This window comes from Corynebacterium faecale (assembly GCF_030408735.1).
Lineage (GTDB): Bacteria > Actinomycetota > Actinomycetes > Mycobacteriales > Mycobacteriaceae > Corynebacterium > Corynebacterium faecale.
This window is the reverse complement of record NZ_CP047204.1, coordinates 1,317,894-1,343,791: the sequence shown is the minus strand read 5'-3', so window position 1 is coordinate 1,343,791 and position 25,898 is coordinate 1,317,894. Positions and strand designations below refer to the sequence as shown.

Here is a 25,898-nt window from a genome sequence, read left to right as displayed (position 1 = left end):
TAACCACTGGTGATCAGTGATTTCCAGTCCGTTTCATAGTCTAACCACCCACTGGGTAGGCTGAGGCATCATGAGTGCCGAAAAGAATACCGGGTCTTCACCCACCGGGATCAACAAGACCCCCATCGTCATCGCCCTGATTCTCTCCCTGATTCTCACCGCCGCGGTGCTGGTGGGCGCGCGCCTGGTGCTGGGGCCCGCGGGTCAGCAGCAGGTGGCCATGAGTACTCTGCCCGCCCCCGACGCGGAATCGCAGGAATGCGCCGACCTGGTGGAAGCCCTGCCTGGTTCTGCATTCGGTCATACCCGTGCGCAGATCATGGAGCCGGTGCCGGCGGGCACCGCAGCGTGGGCCAGTTCCGACCTGGAGCGCGTGACGGTGCGGTGCGGTGTGGACATGCCTTTCCAGTACACCCAGCTCGCCGGTACCGTCGAAGCCGGTGGCACCACCTGGCTGCCCGTTGCCGATGTCACCGCCGGGTCCTCACTCCAGACCTGGTATTCCGTTGACCGTTTCCCCGTGGTGGCGGTCACCGCCGATGATCTGAGCACCGACAATGCTGATGATCCGGTTGCGCCCTTCGCTGACGCGGTCAGCACGCTTGAGCAGCGCGACGGTGAGCCCTTCCCCGCACCGCTGTCACAGCTTGTCGCCGGCGATGCGGGTTCGTGCGAGGCGCTTATCCGCGCCCTCCCAGGGACCATCCAGGTGGGTTCCGATGATGATGCCCTCACCTACGAACTCATCGATGATCCAGCCATGGCAGAAGCCGGATATGGCGATGACGCCGTGGCCTGGTCATCCCCAGGCCTGGAGCCCATTGTGATCCGCTGCGGTGTTCAGCCATCCGAGAACTACGAGGCGGGCGCAATGCTCCAGCAGATCAACGATGTTCCGTGGTTCGAGGACACCATCCTGGCATCCGGAACCACCTCAGCCACCTGGTATGCACTGGGACGCGAGGCGGACATCGCCGTCTCACTCCCCCAGTACGCGGGCGGTGCCCTGATCCAGATAACTGAACTGATCGAGGAGCACGTCCCGGCGGTCTAACTAGTTGCTGGTGCGGTGCAGCGCCTGCTGCACCAGCACATGCAGCAGCTCCTCATAACCCACACCGGAGGCTGCGAACATCTGCGGGTACATGGAGATGGGTGTGAAGCCGGGCATGGTGTTGATCTCATTGAGCACCGGTCCGGTGGAGGTGACAAAGAAGTCCACGCGGGCCAGGCCCTCACACGCGAGAGCCTGGAAGGTCTCCACGGCCAGCGACTGGACGAGTTCAATGGTCGCCCCATCCAGCGGTGCGGGGATCTCCGCGGTCACCACATTGTCCAGGTACTTGGTGTCGAAGTCATAGAAACCACCCTCGCCGTCCTCCGTTCCGCGGAGCATGGCGGGCAGGGATGCGACGATGCGGCCATCCGGGTACTGGAGCACACCACACTCCACCTCTGGGCCGACGATCTCGGATTCCACGATGACCTTCTGATCATGCAGACGGGCCAAATCAACCGCGGCCCGCAGATCATCCCAGCTACTCACCTTGGAGATACCGATCGAGGACCCACCGCGGGCAGGTTTGACAAAGACCGGCAGGCCCAGGAGGTTCTTCTCCGCCTCCGTCAGGGTGGCGCGGTCACGCAGGATCACCTCACGGCCGATGGGCAGGCCCTCAGCCGCCATGAGCTTCTTGGAGAACTCCTTGTCCATTCCGGCGGCGGACGCCAACACACCGGCACCCACCACGGGGATATCGGACAGGGCGAACATCCCCTGGATGGTGCCGTCCTCGCCGAAACGACCGTGCAGAACCGGGAAGATCACATCAGCGGTGGCGTAGAGGCTACCGTCGGCGAAGTGGAATTCACCCCGATGGGCGGGATCCAGGCTGGGTCGAACTTCCTCCCGAGGCTTCACCTCAGGCATCACGCGATCAATCAGGCGCAGGTTCTCAGGGTTGCTCTCCCCCACCACCCAGGCACCGTCGACGGTGATGCCCACCGGGATAACCTCATAGTGCTCGGGGTCGAGGTGGGCCATGATGGCACCAGCCGACACACACGACACCGAATGCTCAGAGCTTCGGCCACCGTAGAGGACAGCGACGCGGACTTTAGCGGAATTTGAGTTGCTCATACCGGCAAAGCTTACAACGTCAGCTCACTCAGCCTTCTTTGACCTGCCCATGAGCGCCTCGACCATATCCATGACCCCCATGCCCTGGTGACACACCGCGTATACAGCCTGGGTGATCGGCATCTCCACGCCGAGTCCCTCAGCCAGATCATGGATGGACTGCGACGAGATCACACCCTCCGCCACCTGTCCGTGGGTGGCCTCCCGGGCCTGCTCCAGGGACTCGCCCCGCCCCAGACGGTCACCGAAGGTGCGGTTGCGCGACAACGGTGAGGAACATGTGGCCACCAGGTCCCCCATGCCGGCCAGTCCCGCAAACGTCCGGGAATCCGCCCCCATCGCCTTACCCAGGCGGGCGATCTCCGCCAGACCCCGGGTGATCAGGGAGGCGTTGGAGTTCTCCCCAAGACCGAAACCGTGGGCGATTCCGCAGGCCAGCGCGATGACGTTCTTACAGGCGCCACCCAGTTCTGTCCCGATGACATCAGTGTTGGTGTACGGGCGGAAATACGGTGCTGCCACAGCGGCCTGCACCAATTTGGCACGGTTTTCATCCTCACAGGCGATGACCGTGGCCGCGGGCTGCCCCTCGGCGATCTCACGGGCGAGGTTGGGCCCGGACAACACCGCGATGCGCTCCGGTTCCGCTCCGGTGACCTCGGCGATGACCTGACTCATCCGCAGGTGGGTGTCTTTCTCAATGCCCTTGGCCAACGAGACCAAGGTGGCATCAGAGGAGATCAGGTCTTTCCATTCCGCCAGGTTGGGGCGCAGTGCCTGGGAAGGGATACCCAGCACCACGATCGATGCCCCCTGCAGGGCCTCGGTGGGATCAGACGTGGCGATGATCGAGTCCGGCAGTACAACACCCGCGAGATAATCCGGGTTCTCCCGGGTGGTGCGGATAGTGTCCGCGAGGGTCTCACGCCGGGCCCACAGTGTGACGGTGTTTCCGGCATCGGCGAAGACCTTGGCCAAAGTGGTTCCCCAGGAACCCGCACCCATCACCGCTACGGAAACCAACTTCACACGCCCTTTCGATCACCAACATCAACCGTCTCAGGTTAGCCCATCGTCAGGCGTGGTCGCAGGAAACCCTCCTGTTTTCTCACCACCCTCATTTACAACACACCGAGGGGGTGAACATGCGAATCCGATCAACCTGGTGAACAATGGACAAAACAGCAAAAGTTCGTGCGTGATTTCCCCAGCAGGTCAACGGCAGTTCATGCCAGCCGAGAGGTTCTCACAACAATCCGCGCATACCTCGCGAAAGGTGAACCGAGAATGCCCAAAAAGTGCAGTAAGCCCCATGAAGTGGATAAGGACCAGGATTCAGCCATGCTGATCAATGGTCGTTTGCAGAAGATCGGTTCCAAACCCGCGCAGGAGTTCACCCGCCCCACCCTCGCCGCCGGTGCGGTGCTGTGGCGCGGGGACATGTACGATCCCGCCACCATTGAGGTCGCCGTGATCCACCGCCCGCATTATGACGACTGGTCACTGGCCAAGGGCAAAGTGGATCCGGGTGAATCCATCCCCACCACCTGTGCCCGGGAAATCCTGGAAGAGACCGGATACGACATCCGTCTGGGCAAGTTGATCGGCAAGGTCACCTATCCGGTCCTCGACCGCACCAAGGTGGTCTACTACTGGACAGCCAAGGTACTGGGCGGGGAGTTCACACCCAATGATGAGGTGGATGAAATCCGCTGGCTGTCAGTGGAGGACGCCTGCGAACTGCTCAGCTACCAGGTGGACACCGAGGTGCTGGCCAAGGCGGCCAAGCGCTTCCAGACTCCCACCACCACCCGGGTGCTCTACGTCCGTCATGCACGGGCCCATGAACGTCGGACCTGGGCAGGCGATGACAACAAACGCCCCCTGGACAAGAAGGGACGCCGTCAATCGGAGATGCTCGTGCCGATGCTGCTGCCCTATAAACCCACCGCCATCTTCTCCGCTGTTCCCGACCGGTGCCAGACCACTGCCCTGCCCCTGGCGGATGAGCTGGGACTGGACATCAGCGTGAACAGACTCTTCGGTGACAAGGCCTGGGAGGACAACCCTGAGGCCGCGAAGAAGCGGTTCATGGAGGTGGTCGACGAGGGCGGCGTGCCTGTCATCATCGGCCAGGGTGATGTGATCCCGGGGATCATAGAGTGGTTATCCGCAAACGGAACCCTGCCCATCCGGGAGGAGATCAAAGCCCGTAAGGGAAGCGTCTGGGTTTTGAGTTTCCACGACGGGATACTCACCGGTGCTGATTACCTGGCCAGCGCGCTCCCGGCGAAGTAGGCGGGAGGCGCGTCGACAAGCGTCTTTTTAAAGCGCGCTCGGCTTAAAGGCCGGGCGGGCAGCCTCGTAGGCTTCAATATCATCGGTCTTGCGGAGGGTGAGGCCGACATCGTCCAGGCCCTCCATCAGGCGCCAGCGGATGTAGGGATCAACCTCGAAGCTGACCACGGTATCGCCGGCGGTGACGATCTGGTTCTCCAGATCAACGGTCATTTCCAGGCCGGGGTTCTGCTCCATGAGCTTCCACAGCAGCTCGATATCAGACTGCTCCATCAGGCCGGTGAGCATGCCGGCCTTGCCTGAGTTGCCGCGGAAGATATCGGCGAAGCGGGAGGAGAACACGGCTCGGAAACCATAGTCCATCAGGGCCCAGACAGCGTGCTCGCGGGAGGAACCGGTGCCGAAATCAGGGCCGGCGATCAGGACGGACCCGTTCTTATAGGTCTCTTGGTTGAGGATGAAGTTGGGGTCACTCTTGCGCCAGTTGGAGAACAGGCCGTCCTCGAAACCGGTGCGGGTGACGCGCTTGAGGTAGACGGCGGGGATGATCTGGTCGGTATCCACGTTGGAACGCTGCAGTGGAACGCCGACGCCGGTGTACTTGGTGAACTTCTCCATGGGGAAACTCCTTAAAGGTGGGTGTCGGGTTCTTTACAGATCCGCTGGTGAGGACAGGGTGCCACGGACCGCGGTGGCGGCGGCAACAGCCGGGGACACCAGGTGGGTGCGACCGCCGGGACCCTGACGGCCTTCGAAGTTACGGTTGGAGGTGGACGCGGAGCGCTCGCCCGGCTTCAGCTGATCCGGGTTCATGCCCAGGCACATGGAGCAACCTGCGGTACGCCACTCGGCACCGGCATCAATGAAGATCTTGTCCAGACCAGCGGCTTCGGCTTCCTGCTTGATCCAGGTTGAGGATGGGACCACCATCATGCGGATGCTATCGGCGACCTTGCGGCCCTTGAGGATCTCGGCGGCGATCTCCAGGTCCTCGAAGCGGGCGTTGGTGCAGGACCCCAGGAAGACGGTGTCCACCTTGATATCACGCAGTGGCATGCCCGGAGTCAGGTCCATGTACTCCAGAGCCTTTTCGGCGGCAGCCTTGTCGTTGTCATTGGTGAAGTCCTCAGGGTTGGGGACATTCTCCGACAGCGGCAGGCCCTGGCCCGGGTTGGTGCCCCAGGTGATAAAGGGGGTCAGTGAGGAGCCGTCGATGTGCACAACCTTGTCAAACTCCGCGCCCTCATCGGTGGGCAGAGTCTTCCAGTAGGCAACGGCCTCGTCCCAGTCAGCGCCGGTCGGAGCCATCTCGCGGCCCTGGACATACTCAAAGGTGGTCTCATCGGGTGCGATCATGCCGGCGCGGGCGCCTGCTTCGATGGACATGTTGCAGATGGTCATGCGGGCATCCATGGACATCTTGCGGATGGCCTCGCCGCGGTATTCCAGGATGTAGCCCTGACCGCCGCCGGTGCCGATCTTGGCGATGATCGCCAGGATCAGATCCTTGGAGGACACACCCGGCTGCAATTCACCGGAGACCTCAATGGCCATGGTCTTGAAAGGCTTCAATGGCAGGGTCTGGGTGGCCATGACGTGTTCGACTTCAGACGTTCCGATGCCGAAGGCGATGGAACCAAACGCACCGTGGGTGGAGGTGTGGGAGTCACCGCAGACGATGGTCATGCCCGGCTGGGTGGCACCCAGCTGTGGGCCGACGGTGTGGACGATGCCCTGACGGACATCACCCATCGGGTGCAGGCGCACACCGAATTCCTTGCAGTTATCACGCAGCGTGGACACCTGCAGGCGGGAGATCTGGTCATTGATCTCCAGCAGGGAACCCGTCTTGATGCCCTCGGTGGGCACGTTGTGGTCCTCGGTGGCCAGGTGCAGATCGGGACGGCGCAGCTTACGGCCGGCCATGCGCAGACCGTCGAAGGCCTGCGGGGAGGTGACTTCATGGAGCAGCTGCAGATCGATATAGAGGAGATCGGGTTCGCCGTTCTCTCCCTTGGACACGACATGGTCGCGCCATACCTTTTCTGCCAGGGTCAGCTTCTCATTCGAGGTGCTGGCATCCACGGGGCTGGTCATGGAAACTCACCGTCCTTAACTGTGTGAACTGTTGATGTCTGCGGATCTGATTGCCCGTCCGATCATGAGAACACGGGGGTTGGGTGGCTAATTCCGCGCCGTGGAACCCTGCCCGCCCACCAGCCTGAAATCTCACACCTTGGGACAATCATTTCGCTTCATGGGATAGTATAGCGCATTCTGGGGTCGGTTTGTCACCTTGGGCGCGATGTCTAACCGATTGCTTATCGACGCCCCGGTTGTGCGCTGGCCCGGGCCCCGGCTCAGGCCAGCCCCCGGTCCCCTTGCACGTCTCACGCAGTGGACTGATAGATTCAAGACATGGGACAGCAAGAAACTAATGAGATCTCCACCGAGAGTGGCATCAAGGTCCTCGACCGCGCAGTGACCATCCTCAATGTCATCGCGGAACAGCCACGATCGCTGGCAGAGCTCGCAGCAGCCACCGATCTCCCCCGCGCCACGGCACACCGCCTGGCCTCCGCACTCGAGGTGCACGGCATGCTGGCACGCTCCCGCGACAACCGCTGGACCATCGGCGCCCGCCTGGCCTCCCTCGGCGCCCGTGGCACCGACACCCTCATCGACATCGCCGTCCCCATCATGACCGATCTGATGGAACACACCGGTGAATCCGTCCAGCTCTACCGCCTCACCGGCAACACCCGAACCTGTGTCGCCAGTCAGGAACCATCCTCAGGACTGAAGAACGTGGTTCCGGTGGGCACCCGCATGCCCCTCAACGCCGGTTCCGCAGCCCGTGTGTTCGCCGCCTTCAACCCCTCCGTGGCACCGGAGGCCTTCGCAGCAACAGACCTCGAACAAGTCCGCGCAACCGGCCTGGCTGAATCCGTGAGTGAACGCGAAGTTGGCCTGGCCAGCCTGTCCTGCCCCGTTTTTGACACCAATGGCACGATGATCGCCGTGCTGTCCATCTCCGGCGTGGCAGATCGCCTCCGCCCCCACCCCGCAGCGATGTGGGGCACCGAGCTCATCCAGGCGGCAGAGCGACTGGGGGCTTTGCTCTAGCAGGCCCGGAGCCGCTCCACCAGCTCCCCCAGCTGGACAGTCAGCTGATTCTCCCCCACCCGTGTCACCGCCACCCGGTGAATCTCGGCGTACCACCACTGGTTCTCTTCCTTGGTGGAGTTGAACCGGTCCCAGAGTGATTCCCCCATCACCGCGAGATCATCAAGGGTGGACATCAGGTTATGTGTCTTATCCGCCAGGCTGATCAGCACCGCATCTTCATGAGCACGGTGTTCCAGGTGGTCAAGATAGGAATCGGCGCGGTCCCGCCAGAGGGGCAGGGAATCATCCTTGGTCAGATCCCGCACGAGGCCCAATACCCGCGGACCGAAATCCGCCTCCATCTGCGCTGCAGAATAGTGCTCCGGGACATCCTCAAGCGTGTCGTGCAGCAAGCCGGCGATCAGCACATCCTCATCCTTCGTCACCGACCGCAACAGATACATCACGGAGAACAGATGGGTGATATACGGGATCCCACTTCCCTTGCGTACATGATCGCGGTGGGCAACGGATGCGGTATTGATGGCCCGGCGCAGCCTGGGGGTGAGAATGCTCATGGGTGCCAGACTAGTGAACACGCCGGGGGTTTAGCGGTCAATATCATCCAGCTCCCCGGCTGGCCACACCACATTCTTGGCCAGCGGAATCTGATGCGAGGCACTTTCCAGAATGTGCATGAAGTATCCGGCGGTGTTGGGGATGCCGATGATATCTCCTGGCTTCACACCCCGGGGGAAGCGGATACGCCGGCGCAGGATCAGTTCATCCTCGATGCAGTACGCACCCACCAGATAGGCCTCCAGCTCTTCCCCATCGGCGGCATCGGTGATGTGGAGCGGATCAATGAGGTAATCATCGGAGGTGGTGCGGCATTGGGTGCGGTTCATGGCCAGGCCGACCAGGGGCAGGCCATCACTACGCGTTTTCACAAAAGCCACCTCCGCGAGAATGAGGCCACATCCGTCGAGCAGGCTGCGCCCGGGTTCCAAATGCAGCCGCAAGCCACGCTCGGTGAGTATCTCCGCCACACCATCCCCGAGCACCTCCTTCAACCACGGGCCGCGCACGGGTGACTGGTGGAAGGGGTAGGTGTTGTTCAGGGGATCCGCCTTCCAGGTGAAGGGATCGGCGTATCCATCTAAAACGGCGTGGCGGGCTGCGTGGTACCGGGACCATTGTCCGGGGGAATCGATATAACTCATCGGGACTCCTCCGCCCAGGTCAATGAAGTGGGGGGTGTGTCCGGCGGTGGTGAGGGCGTCGATAAGCGCACAGCACTCCCGCAGCGCCGTCGCGCGGTCTGCTGCGCCGTACCCGTGGAGGTGCACGTGGAGGCCCACGATCTCCACGCCGGTGACCGGCGCGGCGAGGTGGCGGGCCCAGTCGCCGGTGCGTTCGCCGAAGCGGGTGGGTGGCAATGTGGCTGGATCAGGTGCGACCCGGGGTGCCACGAGTGCCACCCGGTCGCCAGCCAAGGTGGCGATGCGGTCAAGTTCAGCGCGGGAATCCGCAGAGATGACCACACCGTTGGCAATGGCCAACTCCAGCAGGCGATCCGGTTTGATCGCCGCGGATAAGATGATGCGATCACCTGGAACCCCACGCCCGAGCACCTGGGTCAGTTCGTGTTCGCTGGCCACATCCACGCCGTGTCCGGCGTCGCGGACCGCGTCCACGAAGGTCAGTCCCTTGTTGGCCTTGCGGGCGAAGAAGATGCGGGTGTCCACGCCCATCTGCGCGCCGGCATCCACCAGCTCGTTGATATTGCGTGGCATGGAACCGGAGTGCAGGACGTTGACGGGGCTGCCGAATTCGCCGATCAGGCCGCGGCAGGCTGCTGGATCAGCAACCAGGTCAGCCGCCCAGGGCTCCAGGCGGGCGGTCAACGGCGGGATGCCGTGGACCTGATCCGGGCCTGAGACCACCCGGCGGGCCCAGCGCGGGATCACGTCATGGAGGGTGCGTGAGAGGGTGTCATTGCCCAGGACCACATCCTCGGTCATCCGACCCACGGCAGCCACGTGGTGTTGCCCGACCACGGTGCCATCGGGCTCCACATCCAGACCACGGGTGCCGGGGCGGATACGCGCATGACCAGCGTCCACGAGCTGGGCCACCAGGGTGCCGGGAACAACACCGGGTGGCGGGATGACGCCATCAATGACCACGGTGATATCAAGTTCCCGGACTAGATCCTTGAGTGGTTCGCCACCTCGGCCCAGATGGGAGATGTCCACCCGTCCGGTATCGATGAGGTTCTGCAGATAGTCGGCGCTTTCCGGAGGCGGGCCGAAAGCCACGCGTTCCATCTCACGCGCCAGCTCCCCGAAGCCCTCCAGGCTGTCACGGCCCGCATAGGAGGCCCGTTCCACAATGGCCGGGTACATATCGCGCCAGGCAATACCCATGCCCCAGCTGTCATCATCGCGTCCGGCCAGCTCCTGCAGGCGCACAGAAGTATCCGCCAGCACCGCGACCAGGGCAGGAAGATCAGCAACACGACGGATCTGCTCCTTGCCCTCCTCCAGCAGGTCAGACACATCCAGGTCACCCAGATCAGGTTTCACGGTCATGAGCTGACCGGTGCGGGTCACCGGGATGAACACCGCAGGCTCGCAGGCGCGGGTGATGTCGATGAAGGTCAGGGCGGCCCCACGCACCAGCACGCGGTCATCCGGCCCGATGCCCTCAAGGTTCGCAGGTGGATACGGGGAGCTGATGAGACGGACACCCTCCGGGAGGTCGTTCCCCTGCAGGGCACCAGGCCAGTCATGGGCATGCCCAGTGGCCAACAGCACCTCATCAAAGGTGCCGCCTTCCACACGCCAACCCTCGCCGTCGGGCTCGAGGGAACTTATATGGGCATCGTGCCTGGTCAAGGCGCACCCCATGGGCACGTGCTCCTCCAATGCCGTCCAGGAAGCAGCAAGGAACTCCCCCACCGCACGACGCGATGGGAAAGGATCATCATGTTCACCACGCCAGTCATCAAAACCACCCAGCTGCGTGCGGATCAGGGAGGAACGGACATTGACCAGCCAGTCATCGGGAAGGTCGTCAGCATAGGCCACACCCCGTGCGTCATCGAAGACGTGGAGATCCACATCCACTGCGCGTTCCCTGGCCAGTCCCAGCAGTTCCTCCGAGGCCCATAATCCACGGGGCCCTCCCCCGATGATCGCCACCCTGATCACAGATTTTCCTCCACCCAGTCGTCGTTGTAGATCGTGTCGATATATCTGGTTCCGCTGTCATGCAGGATCACCACGACATCACTACCCGGCTCAAACGTATCCTTCAGCATATCCACAGCGGCGATCACCGCTCCGCCGGATGCCCCCGGGAGAATCGTCTCGGTTCGAACCAGCTTGCGGGCGCCCATGACAGAATCTCGGTCATTGACACGCAGCACCCGGTGCGGCTTGATCTGCGTGGACAACTTGGGAACCATGCCGGCTCCAAAGCCGGGAAGATGGCGGGGGCCGGGGTGTCCGTCGAAAAGCACAGACCCCAGGGCATCCACCGCCGTGACCTGCGTGGAAAGGCCGTTTTTCTCAATATAACGGAGGCAGCCGCCGACGGTGCCGGTGGTGCTCACCGCCACCAGCAGGTGATCAGGCGCGTGGCCGAGCTGCTGCACAATCTCGGCCATCGTGCCCTCCTGGTGCGCACGGAAGGCCTCAGTGTTGGAATACTGATCCAGACAGATCGCCTCCGGCATCTCCTGTTGCAGCTGCGCCACCCGCGCGCGACGGGCCACCAGCCAGTCACCGGTCTCAGGGTCGGGCTCGGTGATCCGGTGGACCACCGCGCCGAGAGCCTCCATGTGGATGATGGTGGCACGGTTGGCCCGGGGATCCACCACGCAGTGGAACGTCCAGTCACCGAGCACGGCTTCACGGGCCAGCGCGATGCCCAGGTTGCCGGAACTTGATTCCACCACGGTGTCACCGGGCTTCAGATTGCTGGCCGCCACCATGGCGTGAGCGGTGCGGTCTTTAGCGCTACCACCCGGGTTGAAGTACTCGAGTTTCGCCCAGAGCGAGAAGTCCCAGCCCTTGGTGAGCCGGTCCAGACGCACAAGCGGGGTGTTGCCGATAGTATCGGCAATCGTTGGACCTGGTGTCGCGTTCATGCATGCGATCATACGTATAAGTCCGGTGGTGCGTCGGTCTGCTTTGCGACGAACAACCATTAAGAAGCATTTATTTATGCAGTATAAGAATAAGGCTATAAACCTGGGATAAGATAGACCTGACATTGCGCCCCTTGTTGGAGGAGTTCCATGACCGACACCCGTGACACCCGCACATCCACTCACCCGGTTTCTGAGGCGCCCGGTGCCTATCGGGTACTGACGATGGCCACCCTCGGCTTCACCCTGATGTTCGCCGCATGGATGATGTTCGGCGTGCTGGGCATCTCCATCCAGGAGGAATTCGGACTCACCGATGTCCAGCTCTCCCTCATCAGCTCGGTAGCCATCCTCAACGGCTCATTGTGGCGCCTACCGGCGGGAATCATCACAGACCGCATCGGCGGACGCATCGTGATGACCGTCCTGTTGGTACTGTCCGCCATCTTCAGTTTCCTCGTCTCACTGGCAGACTCCTACTCCATGCTGCTGGGCCTAGCCTTCGCTGTGGGACTTGCCGGCAACTCCTTCTCCGTGGGAACCCCCTGGGTGGCTGCCTGGTTCAGTAATAAGCGCAATGGTTTTGCGATGGGCGTCTTCGGAGCCGGCAACGTCGGTGCCTCCGTGACCAAGTTCATCGGCCCGGTCCTGATCGCCGCCACCACAGGTTCCCTCTACTTCGGCGGTGTGATCGAAGGTGGCTGGCGCCTGATCCCGGTGATCTACGCGGGGGCATTGCTGATCACGGCGGTGCTGCTGTGGTTCCTCACACCGTCGCAGGATAAACGACCCGGCCAGGGCCGCAAGCTCTCCGAGATGCTCGAACCGCTGAAAGAAGGCCGGGTGTGGCGTTTCAGCCTCTACTACGTGGCAGTCTTCGGCGCCTACGTGGCCCTGTCCTCCTGGATGCCCAAGTACTACATCGACATGTACGGCATCTCCACATCCACCGCGGCACTCCTGACAGCACTGTTCATCTTTCCCGCCTCACTCATGCGCCCGGTGGGAGGATCACTGTCAGACCGCTTCGGCGCACGTCAGACAACGGTGTTCGCACTGGTTGTCATGCTGATCGCCAGTGGCATCCTCGCCCTTCCAATCACCATCAACATCGTGGTGTTCACCCTGTTCCTCTTCGCCTTGGGTGTGGGAATGGGTATCGGAAAGGCCTCGGTGTTCAAGTACATTCCCGACTACTTCCCCGGCAACGTGGGATCCGTCGGCGGGCTGGTGGGAATGTTCGGCGGCCTGGGCGGCGCCTTCCTTCCTCCCCTCTTCGCCGGCGTGAAAAACGCAACCGGCCTGGACCAGGCCACCTTCCTTGTGATCTTTGTTCTGGTGGCCTTCTGCCTGGCCTGGCTGCTACGCGCCATCACCCTGATGAAACGGACCTCGCCCGACCCACTGTGGCGACGATTCGGCATCTGACATTCAGGGTTAAGGGGCAACGAAAAGCACCGGCAGACACTTAAATTTCAGTGTCTGCCGGTGCTTCTTTTGTACCCCGTACGGGATTCGAACCCGTGTTACCGCCGTGAGAGGGCGGCGTCCTAGGCCTCTAGACGAACGGGGCATGAGGAACACGATCAAAGAAAAACTTCCAGCTGATCGCAGCTGGCCTACCAGGACTCGAACCTAGAATGAGGGTACCAGAAACCCTTGTGTTGCCAATTACACCATAGGCCAATCATTAACCTGCGCTTAAGCTCAATGAGCTGCGCTGTTAACGAAGAATACTATAACCACAGCGCTGTGATTAGACCAAATCGCGATGAGGTTTTCGTCTGGGAAGGCACCGCGGCGATGGGCTGGAAAGTATAATAATCCGGTTACATATCAACACCACTCCGACGATGACATAGGAAGATTCAGATATGCATGACGAAACGACATGGCGCCTTAAGCACACAGTCGATGACTTCAAGAGCCGGTACCTGGCTGAGGCGCAGGACATCGCTGAAGAACTCACCTATGAGATGAAGGGCCGGAATTCGCGCCGACATCTGTTGTATTTGGAAGATGATTCTGAGCTGGAAACCCTACTGACCAGAATGGAAGAGATGATCGTCCAGCTGGGCGGCGTCTATGATCCGGCTGCGGGTGAGAAGAAGCGGCGTGAAATCAACCGTGGGATCCTTTCAGCCAGCAGAATCGAATTCACTGTCGGCGGATTCTTCGGCGGTGAACAATCCAGCACAGTGACATTCCACGACGGATCCGCCTACTTCGTTGTGGAGGACACCGGGGATGGCGATCTTGAATTATTCGCCGCACCTGTGGAGAGGCGGATGCCGCAAGACGAGTTCATGGCTGGTCTGAAGAGACTAAACCTTAGTGCATGGAGGAAATCCTACGATGACTACGCAGTTATGGATGGTGAGAGCTGGAGTCTCACTATCTATTTTTCCGACGGAGACGAATCCTTCAGTAGTCGGGGCAGCAATGCCTATCCAGAGAATTTTTCCCGCCTGACCAAGCTACTGCGCGTGCCGAGAAACTCTTAGGCCCGTTTGATAAGTGGGTCTCCGTGCATAACGTCACAAGAATTCCAGCACAAGGGCACTATTTCCACCTAATCTTGTGACGTTATGCACGTCGCCCTCCCCTGAGGCGCACGGCGCAAGATAAAAAGCAAGGCAACTGACATTTCCGATGTCAATTGCCTCGCTTGATGTTGTACCCCGTACGGGATTCGAACCCGTGTTACCGCCGTGAGAGGGCGGCGTCCTAGGCCTCTAGACGAACGGGGCGCGGTACGCAGAAAACTATATGTCAGTGCAGCTCAATCACACAAATCAGGTGGTGAGCCACTGTTTTTGGTCCCTGCACTTCATCCCGGCAATTCAAAGTCCATCGCACATATAAGGACACCCGCTCCGGATGTTCTCGGAGGGGTGTCGTGCTAACAGGGATCATCGTTTTGTTCTTGATCCGACTCTCTCACGTCCACCGGTGGCTTCAACCTGCTGCCACCGCTTTCCGGCTGCGTTGCGAAGGTTTCGTTAACCCGAATCAGTTGTTTTCGGTGTTACGTCCGCTGTGCCCGTCAGGGGCTTAATGTGCCGGGTGTGGGTTGTTGAAGGTGATGAAGGTGGGTGTCGAATGACTGCAACGGAGTGTCATGTCGTAGCGAGCTCCTGATTCGCGCATCCCTAGCGCTCGGAATCCATGGTTACGGCGATGCCAGCTGCTTCGAGGACGGCTTCGTTGCGTCCGAACTTCGTCATATCTTCACTTACTGCCATACACTCTCCTCTGCTGGATCGGTTCCATTGACTCCAGAGCGCTCTTTCCGAAACTTTCTGGCTCCATTTGTGCTGGTAGACAGCTGGTTCCTTCTAGATATCGGCTGTGAACTTCTCTGTTGAACTCGACTCTAACGCTGGACCAACAGTGGGTAAAGCCTTTTGCGCGATGGCCTTCATTTTGCATTGATGGGCCCACCCCCACTAAATGAAAATGCGCAGCTTGTCCTGCCAGTACATTTGTCCTAGCTGGGGGTGAAATAAGATGTATCGAGCATCACAAAAAGCACCGACCCTCAATTTTCACTGAGAATCGGTGCTTTTTATTGTTGTACCCCGTACGGGATTCGAACCCGTGTTACCGCCGTGAGAGGGCGGCGTCCTAGGCCTCTAGACGAACGGGGCATGAGGAACACGATCAAAGAAAAACTTCCAGCTGATCGCAGCTGGCCTACCAGGACTCGAACCTAGAATGAGGGTACCAGAAACCCTTGTGTTGCCAATTACACCATAGGCCAATCATTGACATCATTTTCCACAGCCACAACCAGGTGGCGCTTTCAACTCCGTGCAACAGATGAATACTATAGCCAGAATCATCACCAACCCGCAAACCCGCAGGTAGAACACCTAAAATCTGGGCCCATTCAGCCCCTCCCAGGCAACGGGCACCGCTATCATGGGAATACGACCATCTACAGGGCCATCGCCCACGCCTCACCGGAAGGATCCTTCCCCGCATGCCCTTTCCCGCACTGCTCATCCCGCTGATCTTCTGGGCCGGCGTGGCCGCCCTGTCATCCTGGGCGGTCAGTCGCGCGCTGCCACTTTCAGCCTCGCATTCCATCGAGATCGATGCGCCCGCAGAGGACGTGTGGGGCATGATCACCGATCTCGGGCGCACACCGGAATGGAACGAACACATCATTCTCTCCAGCGCGCCGGCGGGCCTGGTGGAGGGCGGCAAACTGCGCATGCGCACCCGGCATCCGGAAACCAGGCATCTCCGCGCGTCCTTCCGTTCGACCATCACCACGCTCACACCCAACCGGGAGATGACCTGGGAGGCGAAGATCCTCGCCCGCTGGATCCTCACCGCGCGCGACACGATCGAACTCACCCCACTGGGTGACAACCGCACGGAAGTCACCCAGACGATATCCTTCGAGGGCACCCTCTCCCCCGGCGTGCCGTTCCTGACCAGCGTCGGCAAGATCCAGGAGGCCTCCAACCTCAAGCTCAAGGAGCTGGTGGAAAAAGCTTAAAGAGCTTGTCGACGAAAAAGCGGGCCGGAGTGTTCTCCGGCCCGCTTTTTACTTCCAACTATTCCGCAGCCTGGTACGGGGTGACTGCGCGGGCAGCGCGCAGACGGGTCAGGGTGGACTCGCGGCCCAACAGTTCCATGGATTCGAACAGCGGTGGGGACACGGCCTCACCGGAGGTGGCCACTCGCAGGGCTCCATAGGCCACGCGTGGCTTCAGGCCGAGGTCCTCGATGAGCGCCTTGGTCAGGGCCGCCTCGATCGCAGGGGTGGTCCACTCGTCGATGGCCTCCAACGCGGCGATGCCGGCGTCCAGGGGCTCAATGGCGGCTTCCTTGAGGTTCTTCTTCGCTGCCTTCTCATCGAGCACCAGATCCTCATCAGAGGTGACCAGGAACTTGATCAGACCGTAGGCTTCGCCGAGGGTCTTGATTCGGGTCTGGACCAGCTCCGCGACGATGGTGAACTTATCCGCCGGGTAGTCCTCCGGGAAGTCAGTGAACTCGGTGAGGTGCGCACGCAGACGCTGCTCAAACACCTGGGGGTCCAGCATGCGGATGTGATCGGCGTTGATCGCCTCGAGCTTCTTCTGATCAAAGCGTGCCGGATTACCCAGCACATCGGCGATATCGAAGTTGGCGATGAACTCATCCACGGTGAAGATGTCCTGATCCGCGGACAGTGACCAGCCGAGAAGCCCAAGGTAATTGAGCATGCCCTCGGGGATGATGCCGTTGGCGCGGTGCTTGAACAGGTCAGACTGCGGATCCCGCTTGGACAGCTTCTTGTTGCCCTCACCCATCACGAACGGCAGGTGGCCGAAGGTCGGGGTCTGCTTAGCCACACCGATGCGCTTGAGCGCCTCATAGAGGGCGATCTGGCGTGGGGTGGACGGCAGGAGATCCTCGCCGCGCAGCACGTGAGTGATCTCCATGAGTGCATCATCGACTGGGTTGACCAGGGTGTATAGGGGCTGTCCGTTGGAGCGGGCCACCACGAAGTCAGGCTGGGTGAAGGACTTGAACTCCACCTCACCGCGGACCAGGTCAGTCCACTTCCAGTCCTGGTCCGGCATACGAAGGCGCCAGACCGGTTTGCGGCCCTCGGCTTCGAAGGCGGTGATCTGTTCGTCGTTAAGCTCCCGGTCGTAGTTGTCGTAGCCCAGCTTGGGGTCGCGCCCAGCGGCCTTGTGGCGCTCCTCCACCTCCTCGGCGGTGGAGTAGGCCGGGTAGACCTCGCCTGAATCGATGAGCTTCTTCAGCACGTCCTGGTAGATGTCGGAGCGCTGGGACTGGCGGTAGGGCTCGTGTGGGCCACCGGTTTCCACGCCCTCATCCCAGGTGAGGCCGAGCCAGTTCATGGCGTCGAGAAGTGCTGCGTAGGACTCCTCGGAGTCACGCGCCGCATCGGTATCCTCGATGCGGAAGATCAGTTTGCCACCGGTGTGGCGGGCGTATGCCCAGTTGAACAGTGCGGTGCGCACCAGGCCAACGTGTGGGGTTCCGGTTGGCGACGGACAGAAACGTACACGAACATCAGTCATGCTGGCTATGGTAATCGCCCCGCACCGTCACCGTGCGTTCACCCCGCCAACCAGTGATATTAGAATGAGTTGTCATGTCTACCCACCGTGATCCCCAGGCACCCTCCACCGCACCGGATTTCCTCCTCTCGCGTGCACACGGCTCCATCCGGACCCAGGGCTCGGTGGAGACCTTCACGGACGCCTGGGAGGCCGTGGATGCCCTCCGCGAGGGCCGGGTGGAGATGGTCGTGGGCGCGCTTCCCTTCGAACGCGACAAGCCCGCAGCGTTGTCAGTTCCCGTCACCATCATCCGGGAAGAAGGCCCCCTGGAACCGCATGCGCACTACCGTTACGGCCCCGGCTCGGTGCTCACCGCGCAGGTGGCCGGCATGGACCCGTCCCCCGATGAACACCTCCGGCGGGTGGACGCCGCCATCAACACCATCCGTAACACTGTTCTGCAGAAGGTGGTGCTGGCCCGCGCCGTGGACATCAGCTTTGATCCCCCGGTGGATCCCCGCCTGGTGGCCGCGCGGCTGATCGACAATTCCTACAACCGCGACGGCTTCATCACCGACCTGTCCGCCGCCGGCCCGGAGTTCGACGGCCGCATGCTGGTCGGCTCCTCCCCCGAAGTACTGATCAAACGCCAGGGCTCCACCGTCACCGCCTATCCTCTGGCAGGTTCCGCACCACGCTCGCAGGATCCCAATGAGGATGCCCGCACCGCCCGCACGCTGCACAACAGCTCCAAGAACCTGGAGGAACACGCCTACGTGGTTGAGCACATCCGTCAGGCATTAGAGCCACTCTGTGAGCACGTGGACATCCCAGAACACCCGGAACTGACCCGCACCAATGAGATGTGGCACCTGGCCACCCCGATCGTGGGCACCCTCAGGGACTCCTCCACCACGGCGCTGGAACTGGCGATCCGGGTCCACCCCACCCCGGCGATCTGCGGCACCCCGACCGACGCGGCGGAGGCACTGATCGTGGAGGCTGAATCACCCCGCAACTTCTATGCCGGTGCTGTCGGCTGGTGTGACGCCGCCGGCGATGGCGAATACATGGTGGCCATCCGCTGTGCAGAGGTCGCCGCGGATGGAAAAACCGCCCGCGCATGGGCGGGCGGTGGCATCGTGGCGGATTCTGATGCGCAGGAGGAACTCGATGAGACCTCGGCCAAGCTGCGCACCATCATGCGCTCACTGGGCCTGTAGCTCCAGGCCTGTAGCTCTGGGCCTGTAGTGCTAGCGTTTCTCCGCCCGGATCACGATGTCAGCGTGGTGGTGTGCACCGGCGCCGGTGCGGACATCGCGCTCGAAAGTCTCCAGGACGGTCACTGTGAAATCATCGCTTAAGTTCTCCGCGATCCACCGTGGCATGGCGATGGATTCCGCCTCGATATCGTGATGGGCGAAAAACAGGGTGCCACCGGGTGCCACCAGCCCTTCCAGCTGACGCAGGGAGGTCTCATTGGCGGGGATCTGCCCATAGGAGCAGGTCACCAGGTCGAAGGTACGGCCTGATTCGATGGCGAACTCGGTGAAGGAGACCTCGAGAACAGCAGCTTGCTGATCAGTGGTCAGGGTGTCGCGGAGAAGCGCGCGGGCCCGCGCAACCGCAGTGGGGGAAAAATCAATACCGGTGACCTCCCAGCCGCGGCCGGCAAGCCACACCAGGTCTGCACCCTCACCGCAACCGATATCCAGGGCCGAACCGCGGGCAGGTTCCTGACCCAGGTATGCCAGGAGCGCCTGGTTGGGATTGCCGCTCCATACCTGTTCAGCACCGGCGTACAGGGCATCAGCCTCTTCGGGGGTGGCCAGAATACCTGGCCCGTCCTCATGGTTGTGGTGATGGTGTTCCTGTGCCATTTAGGCGTCCACCACCGGGTTTCCAAGCTTGCCCAGGCCGGGGATCTCAATCTCAATGACATCGCCGTTGACCATGGCTTCAGTGCCGGCAGGGGAACCGGTGCAGATGACATCGCCGGGCAGCAGAGTCATGGAAGCGGTGATGAATTCGATGATCTGGCCCATCTTCATGATCATCTGTGTGGAGTTGGAATCCTGCTTGAGCTGGGTCTCACCATCGCGGGTCAGACGGGCCTTGATCGGCAGGTTGTCCAGATCGAAGCTGTCGATATCGGATTCAATCCACGGGCCGAGTGGGCAGAAGGTGTCAATGCCCTTGGCGCGTGCCCACTGACCATCGGCGAACTGCAGGTCACGGGAGGAGACATCATTGACGATGGTGAAGCCGAGAACAACAGACTTCCAGTCTTCAGCCTTGACATTCTTGCAGGGCTTAGAGATGACCACCGCGAGCTCACCCTCGAACTCAACCTTGGTGGCGAAATCCGGGATACGGATGGGTGCGCCCGGTCCGGTGACTGATGTCGGGGGCTTGAGGAACAGGGTCGGAGGCAGGTGCTCGGCTGATTCTTTGAACACTTCCGCGACGTGATCGGCGTAGTTGCGGCCGATGGCCACGACCTTGCTGGGCAGCATCGGGGCGAGCAGACGTACATCCTGCAGTGGCCATTCGCGGCCGGTGTGCTTGACCTCGGTGAAGGGGGTGCCTTCAATCTCCTTGGCGGTCAGGTTTGCTACATCATCTCCTTCGCCTTCAATAGTGCAAAAACACATTCCATCTGGGGTGGCAATTCTTCCAAAACGCATAACGGCCATACTACTCTGTACCTGCTGTGCTTCTCAGCCCAGGGCCACACATGGGTTTTACGGCAGGGTTAACAGCAGGGTTTCCAGCTGGGTTTATTCAGCCACCTCGCGCAGGGTATTGGCGTTGAGCTCACTGCTCTGCGCCAGATACAGCTCCGCACAGGCCAGCGCATCAGTCAGCGCCTGGTGGTTGGAGTACTGCGGCAGTCCGTACCGCGCCCGCACGCGCGCCAGGCGCAGATCCTCACCGCGGGGATAGGTGGACATCTTCTCCATGTGCCTGCGTTCGATGGCGAAGGTGTCCACGACCGGCAGCTGCAGCGGCGCACCGAAGATCTCCTGGGTGGCTGCGGAGAGAAAACCCTGCTCCATCTGCGCGAAGTGAGCGAGCAGCGCCCGGCCACGCAACGCGGCGAGCAGATCAGTCAGCGCCTCCTCCATACTGACGCCCATGGCAAGTTCATCATCGGTGAGGCGGTGGATCACGGCCGACGACCCCACGCTGAACCCTTCACTGCCCCGGATCACGCGGTAACCCGCGCCACCGAGCTCGATGACACGCCCGGTGACGGGCACCCACCCGATGGAGACGATCTGGTGCTGGTCCGGTTTCAGGCCGGTTGTCTCAACATCGACGGCGAGCAGTGGTAGCTCGTCCAAGCTTGTCGACGGGTGCGGAGCCTGCACCTCGTAGAATTCCTTCAAGGCTCCCGTGGCGAGTTTGGACCGCGGGGTCCGTCCGGACCGCCCGCGCCCGCCGAAGAGGGTACTGAACATCAGATATTCCTCACGGGGTACTTGGTGGCGAGCGCCGTCTGCATTCCCTTGATGATGGTGAAGGCATCACGCAGATGATCCCTGTCCAGACGGCCGAGGTTCTTCGGATCAATGTGGTAGTTGGGCTTCTCCCCCGTCTTGATCAGATAGGACTGGTGTTGGAACGCGATGCTGCCCAGGAACTCGAAGGCATCCAGTAGATCCTGTGCTCCCCGGGTGGAGACATGACCATGACCTGCTGCGGATTCCAGACGTTCGCGGGTGCCAATGGCGTCACTACCCGTGGCCAGGGCGTACAGGCGAGCCATCTGGACGATGCCGGCGGTGCCCCCCTTCTTCACATCGAGGGTGGCTCCGTACTCACCGGAGCGTTCCACCACGAAGTTCCGGAAGAAGCCGACCGGTGGGTCCCGGCGGGCTGCGAGGGCTGCCAGGTGGGCATGGAACCGGCGGGCGCCACGCGCCATCTCCACGGCGGCCTGGTGGACTTCCTTCGCCTTCTCGAATTCCCCGTGGATGGCCCGGAAATCGAAGAAGATCTGAGCATTGAGCAGCGCGTCCGGTTCCGGTGCCTGGATCCAGTCGTGGAAGGTGTCCAGCCACTGACTCTCTGTCTTGCGCCACTCCGGGTTGGAGGCCATCATGTCGCCTGGGCAGAGTACCTGGCCGGCGCGGTCGAGGCCACGGCAGACGAAATCAGTCAATGCCGCGAAATAGTCCCCGTGTTCCCGCTCATCATAGGAGTTATCCAGCAGCAGGCAGTTGTCCTGATCAGAGGCCAGACCCATTTCTTTCCTGCCCTGGGAGCCGACCACCACGAAGGCGTAGGGCACCGGCGGTGCGCCGAATTTCTCCTCACCCAGGGTGAGCAGCCGCCTCGCCAGGGAGTCCGCCGCCACGGTGAGAAGGCTGCTGACCTCCTCTGCGGAGGCACCCCGGTCGATGAACCGGGCTGCCACCTCGGAGGCCGATTGATAGGTGTTAGACAGCTCCTCCACGGTGTTCTTCCGGGACAGATCAGCGGTGAGATAGATCGGGTCATGGCGCAGCAGGCGCATGATGTCCGCCGAGGTCACGATGCCGGAAATCCGACCCTCATCCACGATTGGAAGGTGGTGGATGCGCAGTTCAGCCATGAGCAACATTGCCTCGAAGGCCAGGTCCTGGGAGGTGGCGGTGCGCGGGTTCGGGGTCATGATGGTGGACACCGCCTGGCTGATGTCCAGCCCAGCCGCCACCACGCGACCACGCATATCGCGGTCAGTGGCGATACCGATGAGTTCACCATCGGTCTGGATGAGCAGGGAGGAGACCCGGTGTTCCTCCATGGTCTGTGCGGCCTGCTGAATGGAGACACCCGGATCAACCGAGACCGGATTATTGATCTTAAACTCCCCCAGCCGGGTGCGCAGCACCTTGGAACTTGATTCCTTCCGCAGTTCATCAGCGGCCGCGCGGATGCGTTTGGACCAACTGGAGTAGTACCGCGCCATATCGGGGTTACGCTCGGCCAGTGGTATGAGTTCCTCGCGTTTGATGCTCAACACGAGGCTGTCCTCCACCGCCACCATGGTGTACCGGGAGATGCGGTCCTTGGTCATTGTGGAATAACCGAAGGAACGACCTGCTTCCCTCCGGTCCAGCAGGGTGCCATCCTCATCCAGGACATCAATGGCACCTGAGCGGATAACCCGCAGTGCGTTGTTCTCCTCCCCGAAGCGGATGATCTCCTCACCACGGCGGAAGTACTCCATGGTCATCTTTTTGGGCAGCTCATCCAGTTCATGCTCCGGGAGGCGTATGAATGGTTCGAAACCGGCGAGAAAGTCGCGGATCTCCTCTAGTTCAACCGACATGCTGTTTACTTTAGGAGAAGTGCCTGTGCTCCGCGGAGGTTTCGCGGAGCCAGAAGGTTACCCCCATACCTCAGGGGCGTGTTTAAGCGGTGACGGCTGCTGCGATGCGGTCGCCGACCTCCACGGTGGAGATCGGAGCTTCCGGATCGCGTGAGGCGACATCCTGAGCCACGGCCTCTTCGATGCGCACGGCGTTGGCCTCATCGCCCACATGGCGCAGCAGCATGGCTGCGGACAGGATGGCAGCGGTCGGATCAGCGATGCCCTGACCCTCGATGTCCGGTGCGGAACCGTGGACCGGCTCGAACATGGATGGGTTGGTACCGGTGGCGTCGATATTGCCGGAGGCGGCCAGTCCGATGCCACCGGAGACAGCGCCGGCTTCATCGGTGATGATATCGCCGAAGAGATTATCGGTGACAATGACATCAAAGCGCGAAGGGTTGGTCACCAGGTAGATGGTGGCGGCGTCGATGTGGTTGTAATCGACGGTGACCTCAGGGTATTCCGCGGCCACCTCATCAACGGTGCGCTGCCACAGGCCACCACCGTGGACCAGGACGTTGGTCTTATGCACCAGGGTGAGATGCTTGCGGCGGGACTGGGCCAACTCGAAGGCATAACGAATGACGCGCTCAGCACCGTAGCGGGTGTTCACGGAGGTCTCATTGGCGATCTCATGCGGGGTGCCGACACGGATGGCGCCACCGTTGCCGGTATAGGCACCCTCTGTGCCCTCGCGGACAACCACGAAATCAATGTTGCCGGGGTTTCTCAGTGGTGATTCCACACCCTCATACAGCTTGGAGGGACGCAGGTTGACGTGGTGATCCAGGGCGAAGCGCAGCTTGAGCAGCAGACCGCGTTCCAACACTCCCGGGGGCACGGAACCCGGTGCACCGATGGCACCGAGGAGGATGGCGTCATGTTCGCGGAGCAGGGCCAGGTCCTCATCGGTGAGCAGCTCACCGTTGCGCAGGTAACGGCGTGCACCGAGGTCCAGATCCGTGGTCTCAATATCGTCGCGGACGGCACGGAGCACCTTGAGGGCTTCTGCAGTGACCTCTGGGCCGATTCCGTCTCCACCGATAACAGCAAGTTTCATTTTGTGGGATTCCTTTCTCACCATGTGAACTTTTTTAGTTTAGCTGATGAAGTACCGCTCGCATCTGCGCAGTGGCACCCACCACCCCACCATTGAGGGCCTGAGCCAGCTGAGAATCGTTCAGACCTGCACGGATGGGCACCGCCACATGGGAAAAAATTCCTAAAACCTCATGCTGTTTGATCATGGAGATACCGGACAGCAGCGAATCCAGGTTCGCGCGGTTACACAGATGTAGGAACGCGGTGGCATCAATATCCTCCTGTGCGTCAGGGTTTCCGGGGAGCAGCATGCTGGCCTGAACCTGGAGCACCTCGGGATCATCGAAGTCCACGTCCACGGGCATGTCGTCCAGGGAAAGGCTGATGCATTTCGTGGCTTCGTCGAAGGGTGCCTCATCCACACCCTGGGCGATGAACCACTGCTCCACACGCTGTGGGGTGACTTTGTCTGCAGGCGCACCATCTGAGACACCGATGCGGAAGGTCTCACCCGGCTGTTTCGGGGACCGTTCCGGGTACAGGGCATGGAATTCACGGGTGAGGCGAATGCCGGCGTTGATCACCTCGGCGAGGAAAGAGCGCAGCTGGGTCTCAGTGACGCCGTCACCCAGCGGATATACCAATGATGCAGAGACTTCGAGAGGCCCCTCATCAGCTTTGAGCACACTGACCAGGCCACCGGGATGTTCTGCGGGGGTGTCGATGCTGAACTTTGGCATCGGGCCTGCATTGTTAGCGGCGTTCAGTGCCACCAGGGATCGGACATAATCAGCGGTGCTCAGCTCCCCCACCCAGGTGGCTCTGGCGATGAGCCAGTCACCGGTGCTGATGACGATCTCAAAGTGCGTGGTGGGAACGTAGACCCCGATGCCGGTTGCGGTTGTGCACAGTGCAGCATCGACCTGATTGTCGCGCAACAGCTCCACAATCCGTTCGGCGGTGACATCGGACCGGGGAATAATCTGCACCATGAGGGGTGTCCTTTCGCAGGTGAACCTTTATCGGTTTTCACGCTACCGGGCGACAGGTGCATGGGGTGTCATCGGGGTCAGAGTGCTTTTGGCTCAAACCACGACATCGCATCGCAGACATCAGTCGGAAAACCGGTGTTTTTGGACTGATGTCTGTGATGCGATGTCGTAGTTGGGGGTGATGTCGTAGTTGGGGCGTCAGGGCGGGTGCTGGCGAGAGTTCCTAGAGCTCCATGGTCTCAGAACCACCGCCGGTGCGCTCACCGGAGACACGTGACTTCACGATCCGTGCCAGGGCGGACATCTTCCCTCCCGGAAGGCCCCAGAACTGGGCGGAGTCAGAGTTAGCCCTGATCAACCCGAGAGCAGGATCGTCCTTGCCCTCGAACCAGCCTTCCACGTCTTTGTTCCACAGCTCATCGACCTTTGCGGGGTCGTGGATGAATTCAACCTCGGCAGCCACTGAGAGCCAGGATCCAGCTTCAGCCACAGACATGTTCACCTGTGAACTGGCCCGAAGCGCTTCGGCGTGACCGCCGGTGAGTGAAATGAAGAACCAGACATCCGCGTCATCGGTGACCTCCTGCGGAACCATCGGGTGGGACACCAGTTTGCCGTCGGCGGTGGCGGTGGTCATCATGACCCAGCTTACGTCCCGCAACTTGCCTACAACATCTTCCTTGGTGATTTCATCGGTCATGTTGATTTCCTCCTCTGGTGGGAACCGGCTGCACGCTGCCGCGTCGATTGCGGCCCAGCATAGGTA

At 61.2% G+C, this 25,898-nt stretch carries 22 protein-coding genes and 5 tRNA genes; 7 read left to right on the top strand and 20 right to left on the bottom strand.

The window, feature by feature from the left end:
• Positions 1–70 precede the first annotated feature (70 nt).
• Positions 71–1,054 (top strand): DUF3515 domain-containing protein, encoded by a 984-nt coding sequence (locus tag CFAEC_RS06210; protein ID WP_290279650.1) that lies wholly within the window; start codon positions 71–73, stop codon positions 1,052–1,054.
• Here the strand turns inward: CFAEC_RS06210 and CFAEC_RS06205 are convergent, their stop codons facing one another.
• Positions 1,055–2,140, bottom strand: coding sequence for a D-alanine--D-alanine ligase family protein (locus CFAEC_RS06205; protein WP_290279649.1), 1,086 nt, complete (start codon positions 2,138–2,140; stop codon positions 1,055–1,057).
• 24 nt (positions 2,141–2,164) lie between these two features.
• Complete coding sequence (locus tag CFAEC_RS06200) at positions 2,165–3,163, bottom strand: NAD(P)H-dependent glycerol-3-phosphate dehydrogenase (protein WP_290279819.1); 999 nt, start codon at positions 3,161–3,163, stop codon at positions 2,165–2,167.
• A gap of 264 nt (positions 3,164–3,427) precedes the next feature.
• Between CFAEC_RS06200 and CFAEC_RS06195 the strand changes: the two genes are divergently transcribed.
• On the top strand, positions 3,428–4,438 hold the full coding sequence (locus CFAEC_RS06195) for an NUDIX hydrolase (protein ID WP_290279648.1): 1,011 nt from the start codon (positions 3,428–3,430) through the stop codon (positions 4,436–4,438).
• A 27-nt stretch (positions 4,439–4,465) separates the two neighbouring features.
• Here the strand turns inward: CFAEC_RS06195 and leuD are convergent, their stop codons facing one another.
• Positions 4,466–5,056, bottom strand: coding sequence for a 3-isopropylmalate dehydratase small subunit (gene leuD / locus CFAEC_RS06190; RefSeq protein ID WP_290279647.1), 591 nt, complete (start codon positions 5,054–5,056; stop codon positions 4,466–4,468).
• A gap of 33 nt (positions 5,057–5,089) precedes the next feature.
• Positions 5,090–6,535: a 3-isopropylmalate dehydratase large subunit gene (leuC, locus tag CFAEC_RS06185; protein WP_290279646.1), complete on the bottom strand. Its 1,446-nt coding sequence runs from the start codon at positions 6,533–6,535 to the stop codon at positions 5,090–5,092.
• Between the two features lie 321 nt (positions 6,536–6,856).
• Here leuC and ltbR point away from each other — a divergent pair, with 321 nt between their 5' ends.
• Positions 6,857–7,564 carry a transcriptional repressor LtbR gene (gene ltbR, locus CFAEC_RS06180; protein WP_290279645.1) on the top strand — a complete coding sequence of 236 codons (708 nt, stop codon included), beginning with the start codon at positions 6,857–6,859 and terminating at the stop codon, positions 7,562–7,564.
• On the opposite strand, the gene CFAEC_RS06175 is transcribed toward ltbR, so the two are convergent.
• From CFAEC_RS06175 to CFAEC_RS06165, 3 genes are read right to left on the bottom strand one after another with little or no spacing between them, the layout of a single operon-like run.
• Positions 7,561–8,124 carry an HD domain-containing protein gene (locus CFAEC_RS06175; RefSeq protein ID WP_290279644.1) on the bottom strand — a complete coding sequence of 188 codons (564 nt, stop codon included), beginning with the start codon at positions 8,122–8,124 and terminating at the stop codon, positions 7,561–7,563. The genes ltbR and CFAEC_RS06175 overlap by 4 nt on opposite strands.
• Before the next feature lie 30 nt (positions 8,125–8,154).
• Positions 8,155–10,761, bottom strand: coding sequence for an FAD/NAD(P)-binding protein (locus CFAEC_RS06170; RefSeq protein WP_290279643.1), 2,607 nt, complete (start codon positions 10,759–10,761; stop codon positions 8,155–8,157).
• Entirely contained in the window at positions 10,758–11,702 is a 945-nt protein-coding gene (locus CFAEC_RS06165) for a pyridoxal-phosphate dependent enzyme (protein WP_290279642.1), read from the bottom strand. The genes CFAEC_RS06170 and CFAEC_RS06165 overlap by 4 nt, the downstream gene beginning before the upstream one ends.
• 150 nt (positions 11,703–11,852) lie before the next feature.
• Here CFAEC_RS06165 and CFAEC_RS06160 point away from each other — a divergent pair, with 150 nt between their 5' ends.
• Positions 11,853–13,130: an MFS transporter gene (locus CFAEC_RS06160; RefSeq protein ID WP_290279641.1), complete on the top strand. Its 1,278-nt coding sequence runs from the start codon at positions 11,853–11,855 to the stop codon at positions 13,128–13,130.
• A 72-nt stretch (positions 13,131–13,202) separates the two neighbouring features.
• Here the strand turns inward: CFAEC_RS06160 and CFAEC_RS06155 are convergent.
• Both CFAEC_RS06155 and CFAEC_RS06150 read right to left on the bottom strand, forming a co-directional pair.
• Positions 13,203–13,275: transfer RNA gene (locus CFAEC_RS06155), tRNA-Glu, on the bottom strand.
• A 41-nt stretch (positions 13,276–13,316) separates the two neighbouring features.
• Positions 13,317–13,388: transfer RNA gene (locus tag CFAEC_RS06150), tRNA-Gln, on the bottom strand.
• Positions 13,389–13,576: 188 nt separating this feature from the next.
• Here CFAEC_RS06150 and CFAEC_RS06145 point away from each other — a divergent pair.
• Complete coding sequence (locus tag CFAEC_RS06145) at positions 13,577–14,206, top strand: hypothetical protein (protein ID WP_290279640.1); 630 nt, start codon at positions 13,577–13,579, stop codon at positions 14,204–14,206.
• Positions 14,207–14,379: 173 nt separating this feature from the next.
• On the opposite strand, the gene CFAEC_RS06140 is transcribed toward CFAEC_RS06145, so the two are convergent.
• The 3 genes from CFAEC_RS06140 to CFAEC_RS06130 all read right to left on the bottom strand — a co-directional run bounded on the left by CFAEC_RS06140 (position 14,380) and on the right by CFAEC_RS06130 (position 15,465).
• Positions 14,380–14,452: transfer RNA gene (locus tag CFAEC_RS06140), tRNA-Glu, on the bottom strand.
• An 827-nt stretch (positions 14,453–15,279) separates the two neighbouring features.
• A tRNA-Glu gene (locus tag CFAEC_RS06135) sits at positions 15,280–15,352 on the bottom strand.
• Between the two features lie 41 nt (positions 15,353–15,393).
• Positions 15,394–15,465: transfer RNA gene (locus tag CFAEC_RS06130), tRNA-Gln, on the bottom strand.
• A 222-nt stretch (positions 15,466–15,687) separates the two neighbouring features.
• Here CFAEC_RS06130 and CFAEC_RS06125 point away from each other — a divergent pair.
• Positions 15,688–16,212 (top strand): SRPBCC domain-containing protein, encoded by a 525-nt coding sequence (locus tag CFAEC_RS06125; RefSeq protein WP_290279639.1) that lies wholly within the window; start codon positions 15,688–15,690, stop codon positions 16,210–16,212.
• Positions 16,213–16,270: 58 nt separating this feature from the next.
• Here CFAEC_RS06125 and gltX read toward each other — a convergent pair whose 3' ends face one another.
• Positions 16,271–17,752 carry a glutamate--tRNA ligase gene (gltX, locus tag CFAEC_RS06120; RefSeq protein ID WP_290279638.1) on the bottom strand — a complete coding sequence of 494 codons (1,482 nt, stop codon included), beginning with the start codon at positions 17,750–17,752 and terminating at the stop codon, positions 16,271–16,273.
• A gap of 74 nt (positions 17,753–17,826) precedes the next feature.
• On the opposite strand from gltX, the gene CFAEC_RS06115 reads away from it, so the two are divergent.
• The gene (locus tag CFAEC_RS06115; RefSeq protein ID WP_290279637.1) at positions 17,827–18,957 is read left to right on the top strand and encodes an isochorismate synthase; all 1,131 of its coding nucleotides are present in this window, start codon (positions 17,827–17,829) and stop codon (positions 18,955–18,957) included.
• Positions 18,958–18,987: 30 nt separating this feature from the next.
• Here CFAEC_RS06115 and CFAEC_RS06110 read toward each other — a convergent pair whose 3' ends face one another.
• The 7 genes from CFAEC_RS06110 to CFAEC_RS06080 all read right to left on the bottom strand — a co-directional run bounded on the left by CFAEC_RS06110 (position 18,988) and on the right by CFAEC_RS06080 (position 25,832).
• On the bottom strand, positions 18,988–19,614 hold the full coding sequence (locus CFAEC_RS06110) for a class I SAM-dependent methyltransferase (RefSeq protein ID WP_290279636.1): 627 nt from the start codon (positions 19,612–19,614) through the stop codon (positions 18,988–18,990).
• Positions 19,615–20,421, bottom strand: a complete 807-nt coding sequence (locus CFAEC_RS06105) for a fumarylacetoacetate hydrolase family protein (RefSeq protein WP_290279635.1) — start codon at positions 20,419–20,421, stop codon at positions 19,615–19,617.
• 93 nt (positions 20,422–20,514) lie between these two features.
• Positions 20,515–21,198, bottom strand: coding sequence for an exonuclease domain-containing protein (locus CFAEC_RS06100; RefSeq protein ID WP_290279634.1), 684 nt, complete (start codon positions 21,196–21,198; stop codon positions 20,515–20,517).
• Positions 21,198–23,054 carry a DUF294 nucleotidyltransferase-like domain-containing protein gene (locus CFAEC_RS06095; RefSeq protein ID WP_290279633.1) on the bottom strand — a complete coding sequence of 619 codons (1,857 nt, stop codon included), beginning with the start codon at positions 23,052–23,054 and terminating at the stop codon, positions 21,198–21,200. Before CFAEC_RS06095 ends, CFAEC_RS06100 begins: the two co-directional genes overlap by 1 nt.
• An 82-nt stretch (positions 23,055–23,136) precedes the next feature.
• Positions 23,137–24,159, bottom strand: a complete 1,023-nt coding sequence (locus tag CFAEC_RS06090) for a 3-isopropylmalate dehydrogenase (RefSeq protein ID WP_290279632.1) — start codon at positions 24,157–24,159, stop codon at positions 23,137–23,139.
• 34 nt (positions 24,160–24,193) lie between these two features.
• A complete protein-coding gene (locus CFAEC_RS06085) occupies positions 24,194–25,132 on the bottom strand; it encodes a hypothetical protein (RefSeq protein WP_290279631.1) in 939 nt (312 codons plus the stop codon).
• Between the two features lie 223 nt (positions 25,133–25,355).
• Positions 25,356–25,832 carry a pyridoxamine 5'-phosphate oxidase family protein gene (locus tag CFAEC_RS06080; protein WP_290279630.1) on the bottom strand — a complete coding sequence of 159 codons (477 nt, stop codon included), beginning with the start codon at positions 25,830–25,832 and terminating at the stop codon, positions 25,356–25,358.
• Positions 25,833–25,898 lie beyond the last annotated feature (66 nt).

Coding starts and splice junctions, on each gene's coding strand:
- CFAEC_RS06210 (WP_290279650.1), top strand. CDS start 71: ATGAGTGCCGAAAAGAATACCGGGTCTTCACCCACCGGGATCAACAAG.
- CFAEC_RS06205 (WP_290279649.1), bottom strand. CDS start 2,140: ATGAGCAACTCAAATTCCGCTAAAGTCCGCGTCGCTGTCCTCTACGGT.
- CFAEC_RS06195 (WP_290279648.1), top strand. CDS start 3,428: ATGCCCAAAAAGTGCAGTAAGCCCCATGAAGTGGATAAGGACCAGGAT.
- leuD (WP_290279647.1), bottom strand. CDS start 5,056: ATGGAGAAGTTCACCAAGTACACCGGCGTCGGCGTTCCACTGCAGCGT.
- leuC (WP_290279646.1), bottom strand. CDS start 6,535: ATGACCAGCCCCGTGGATGCCAGCACCTCGAATGAGAAGCTGACCCTG.
- ltbR (WP_290279645.1), top strand. CDS start 6,857: ATGGGACAGCAAGAAACTAATGAGATCTCCACCGAGAGTGGCATCAAG.
- CFAEC_RS06175 (WP_290279644.1), bottom strand. CDS start 8,124: ATGAGCATTCTCACCCCCAGGCTGCGCCGGGCCATCAATACCGCATCC.
- CFAEC_RS06165 (WP_290279642.1), bottom strand. CDS start 11,702: ATGAACGCGACACCAGGTCCAACGATTGCCGATACTATCGGCAACACC.
- CFAEC_RS06160 (WP_290279641.1), top strand. CDS start 11,853: ATGACCGACACCCGTGACACCCGCACATCCACTCACCCGGTTTCTGAG.
- CFAEC_RS06145 (WP_290279640.1), top strand. CDS start 13,577: ATGCATGACGAAACGACATGGCGCCTTAAGCACACAGTCGATGACTTC.
- CFAEC_RS06125 (WP_290279639.1), top strand. CDS start 15,688: ATGCCCTTTCCCGCACTGCTCATCCCGCTGATCTTCTGGGCCGGCGTG.
- gltX (WP_290279638.1), bottom strand. CDS start 17,752: ATGACTGATGTTCGTGTACGTTTCTGTCCGTCGCCAACCGGAACCCCA.
- CFAEC_RS06115 (WP_290279637.1), top strand. CDS start 17,827: ATGTCTACCCACCGTGATCCCCAGGCACCCTCCACCGCACCGGATTTC.
- CFAEC_RS06110 (WP_290279636.1), bottom strand. CDS start 19,614: ATGGCACAGGAACACCATCACCACAACCATGAGGACGGGCCAGGTATT.
- CFAEC_RS06105 (WP_290279635.1), bottom strand. CDS start 20,421: ATGCGTTTTGGAAGAATTGCCACCCCAGATGGAATGTGTTTTTGCACT.
- CFAEC_RS06100 (WP_290279634.1), bottom strand. CDS start 21,198: ATGTTCAGTACCCTCTTCGGCGGGCGCGGGCGGTCCGGACGGACCCCG.
- CFAEC_RS06095 (WP_290279633.1), bottom strand. CDS start 23,054: ATGTCGGTTGAACTAGAGGAGATCCGCGACTTTCTCGCCGGTTTCGAA.
- CFAEC_RS06090 (WP_290279632.1), bottom strand. CDS start 24,159: ATGAAACTTGCTGTTATCGGTGGAGACGGAATCGGCCCAGAGGTCACT.
- CFAEC_RS06085 (WP_290279631.1), bottom strand. CDS start 25,132: ATGGTGCAGATTATTCCCCGGTCCGATGTCACCGCCGAACGGATTGTG.
- CFAEC_RS06080 (WP_290279630.1), bottom strand. CDS start 25,832: ATGACCGATGAAATCACCAAGGAAGATGTTGTAGGCAAGTTGCGGGAC.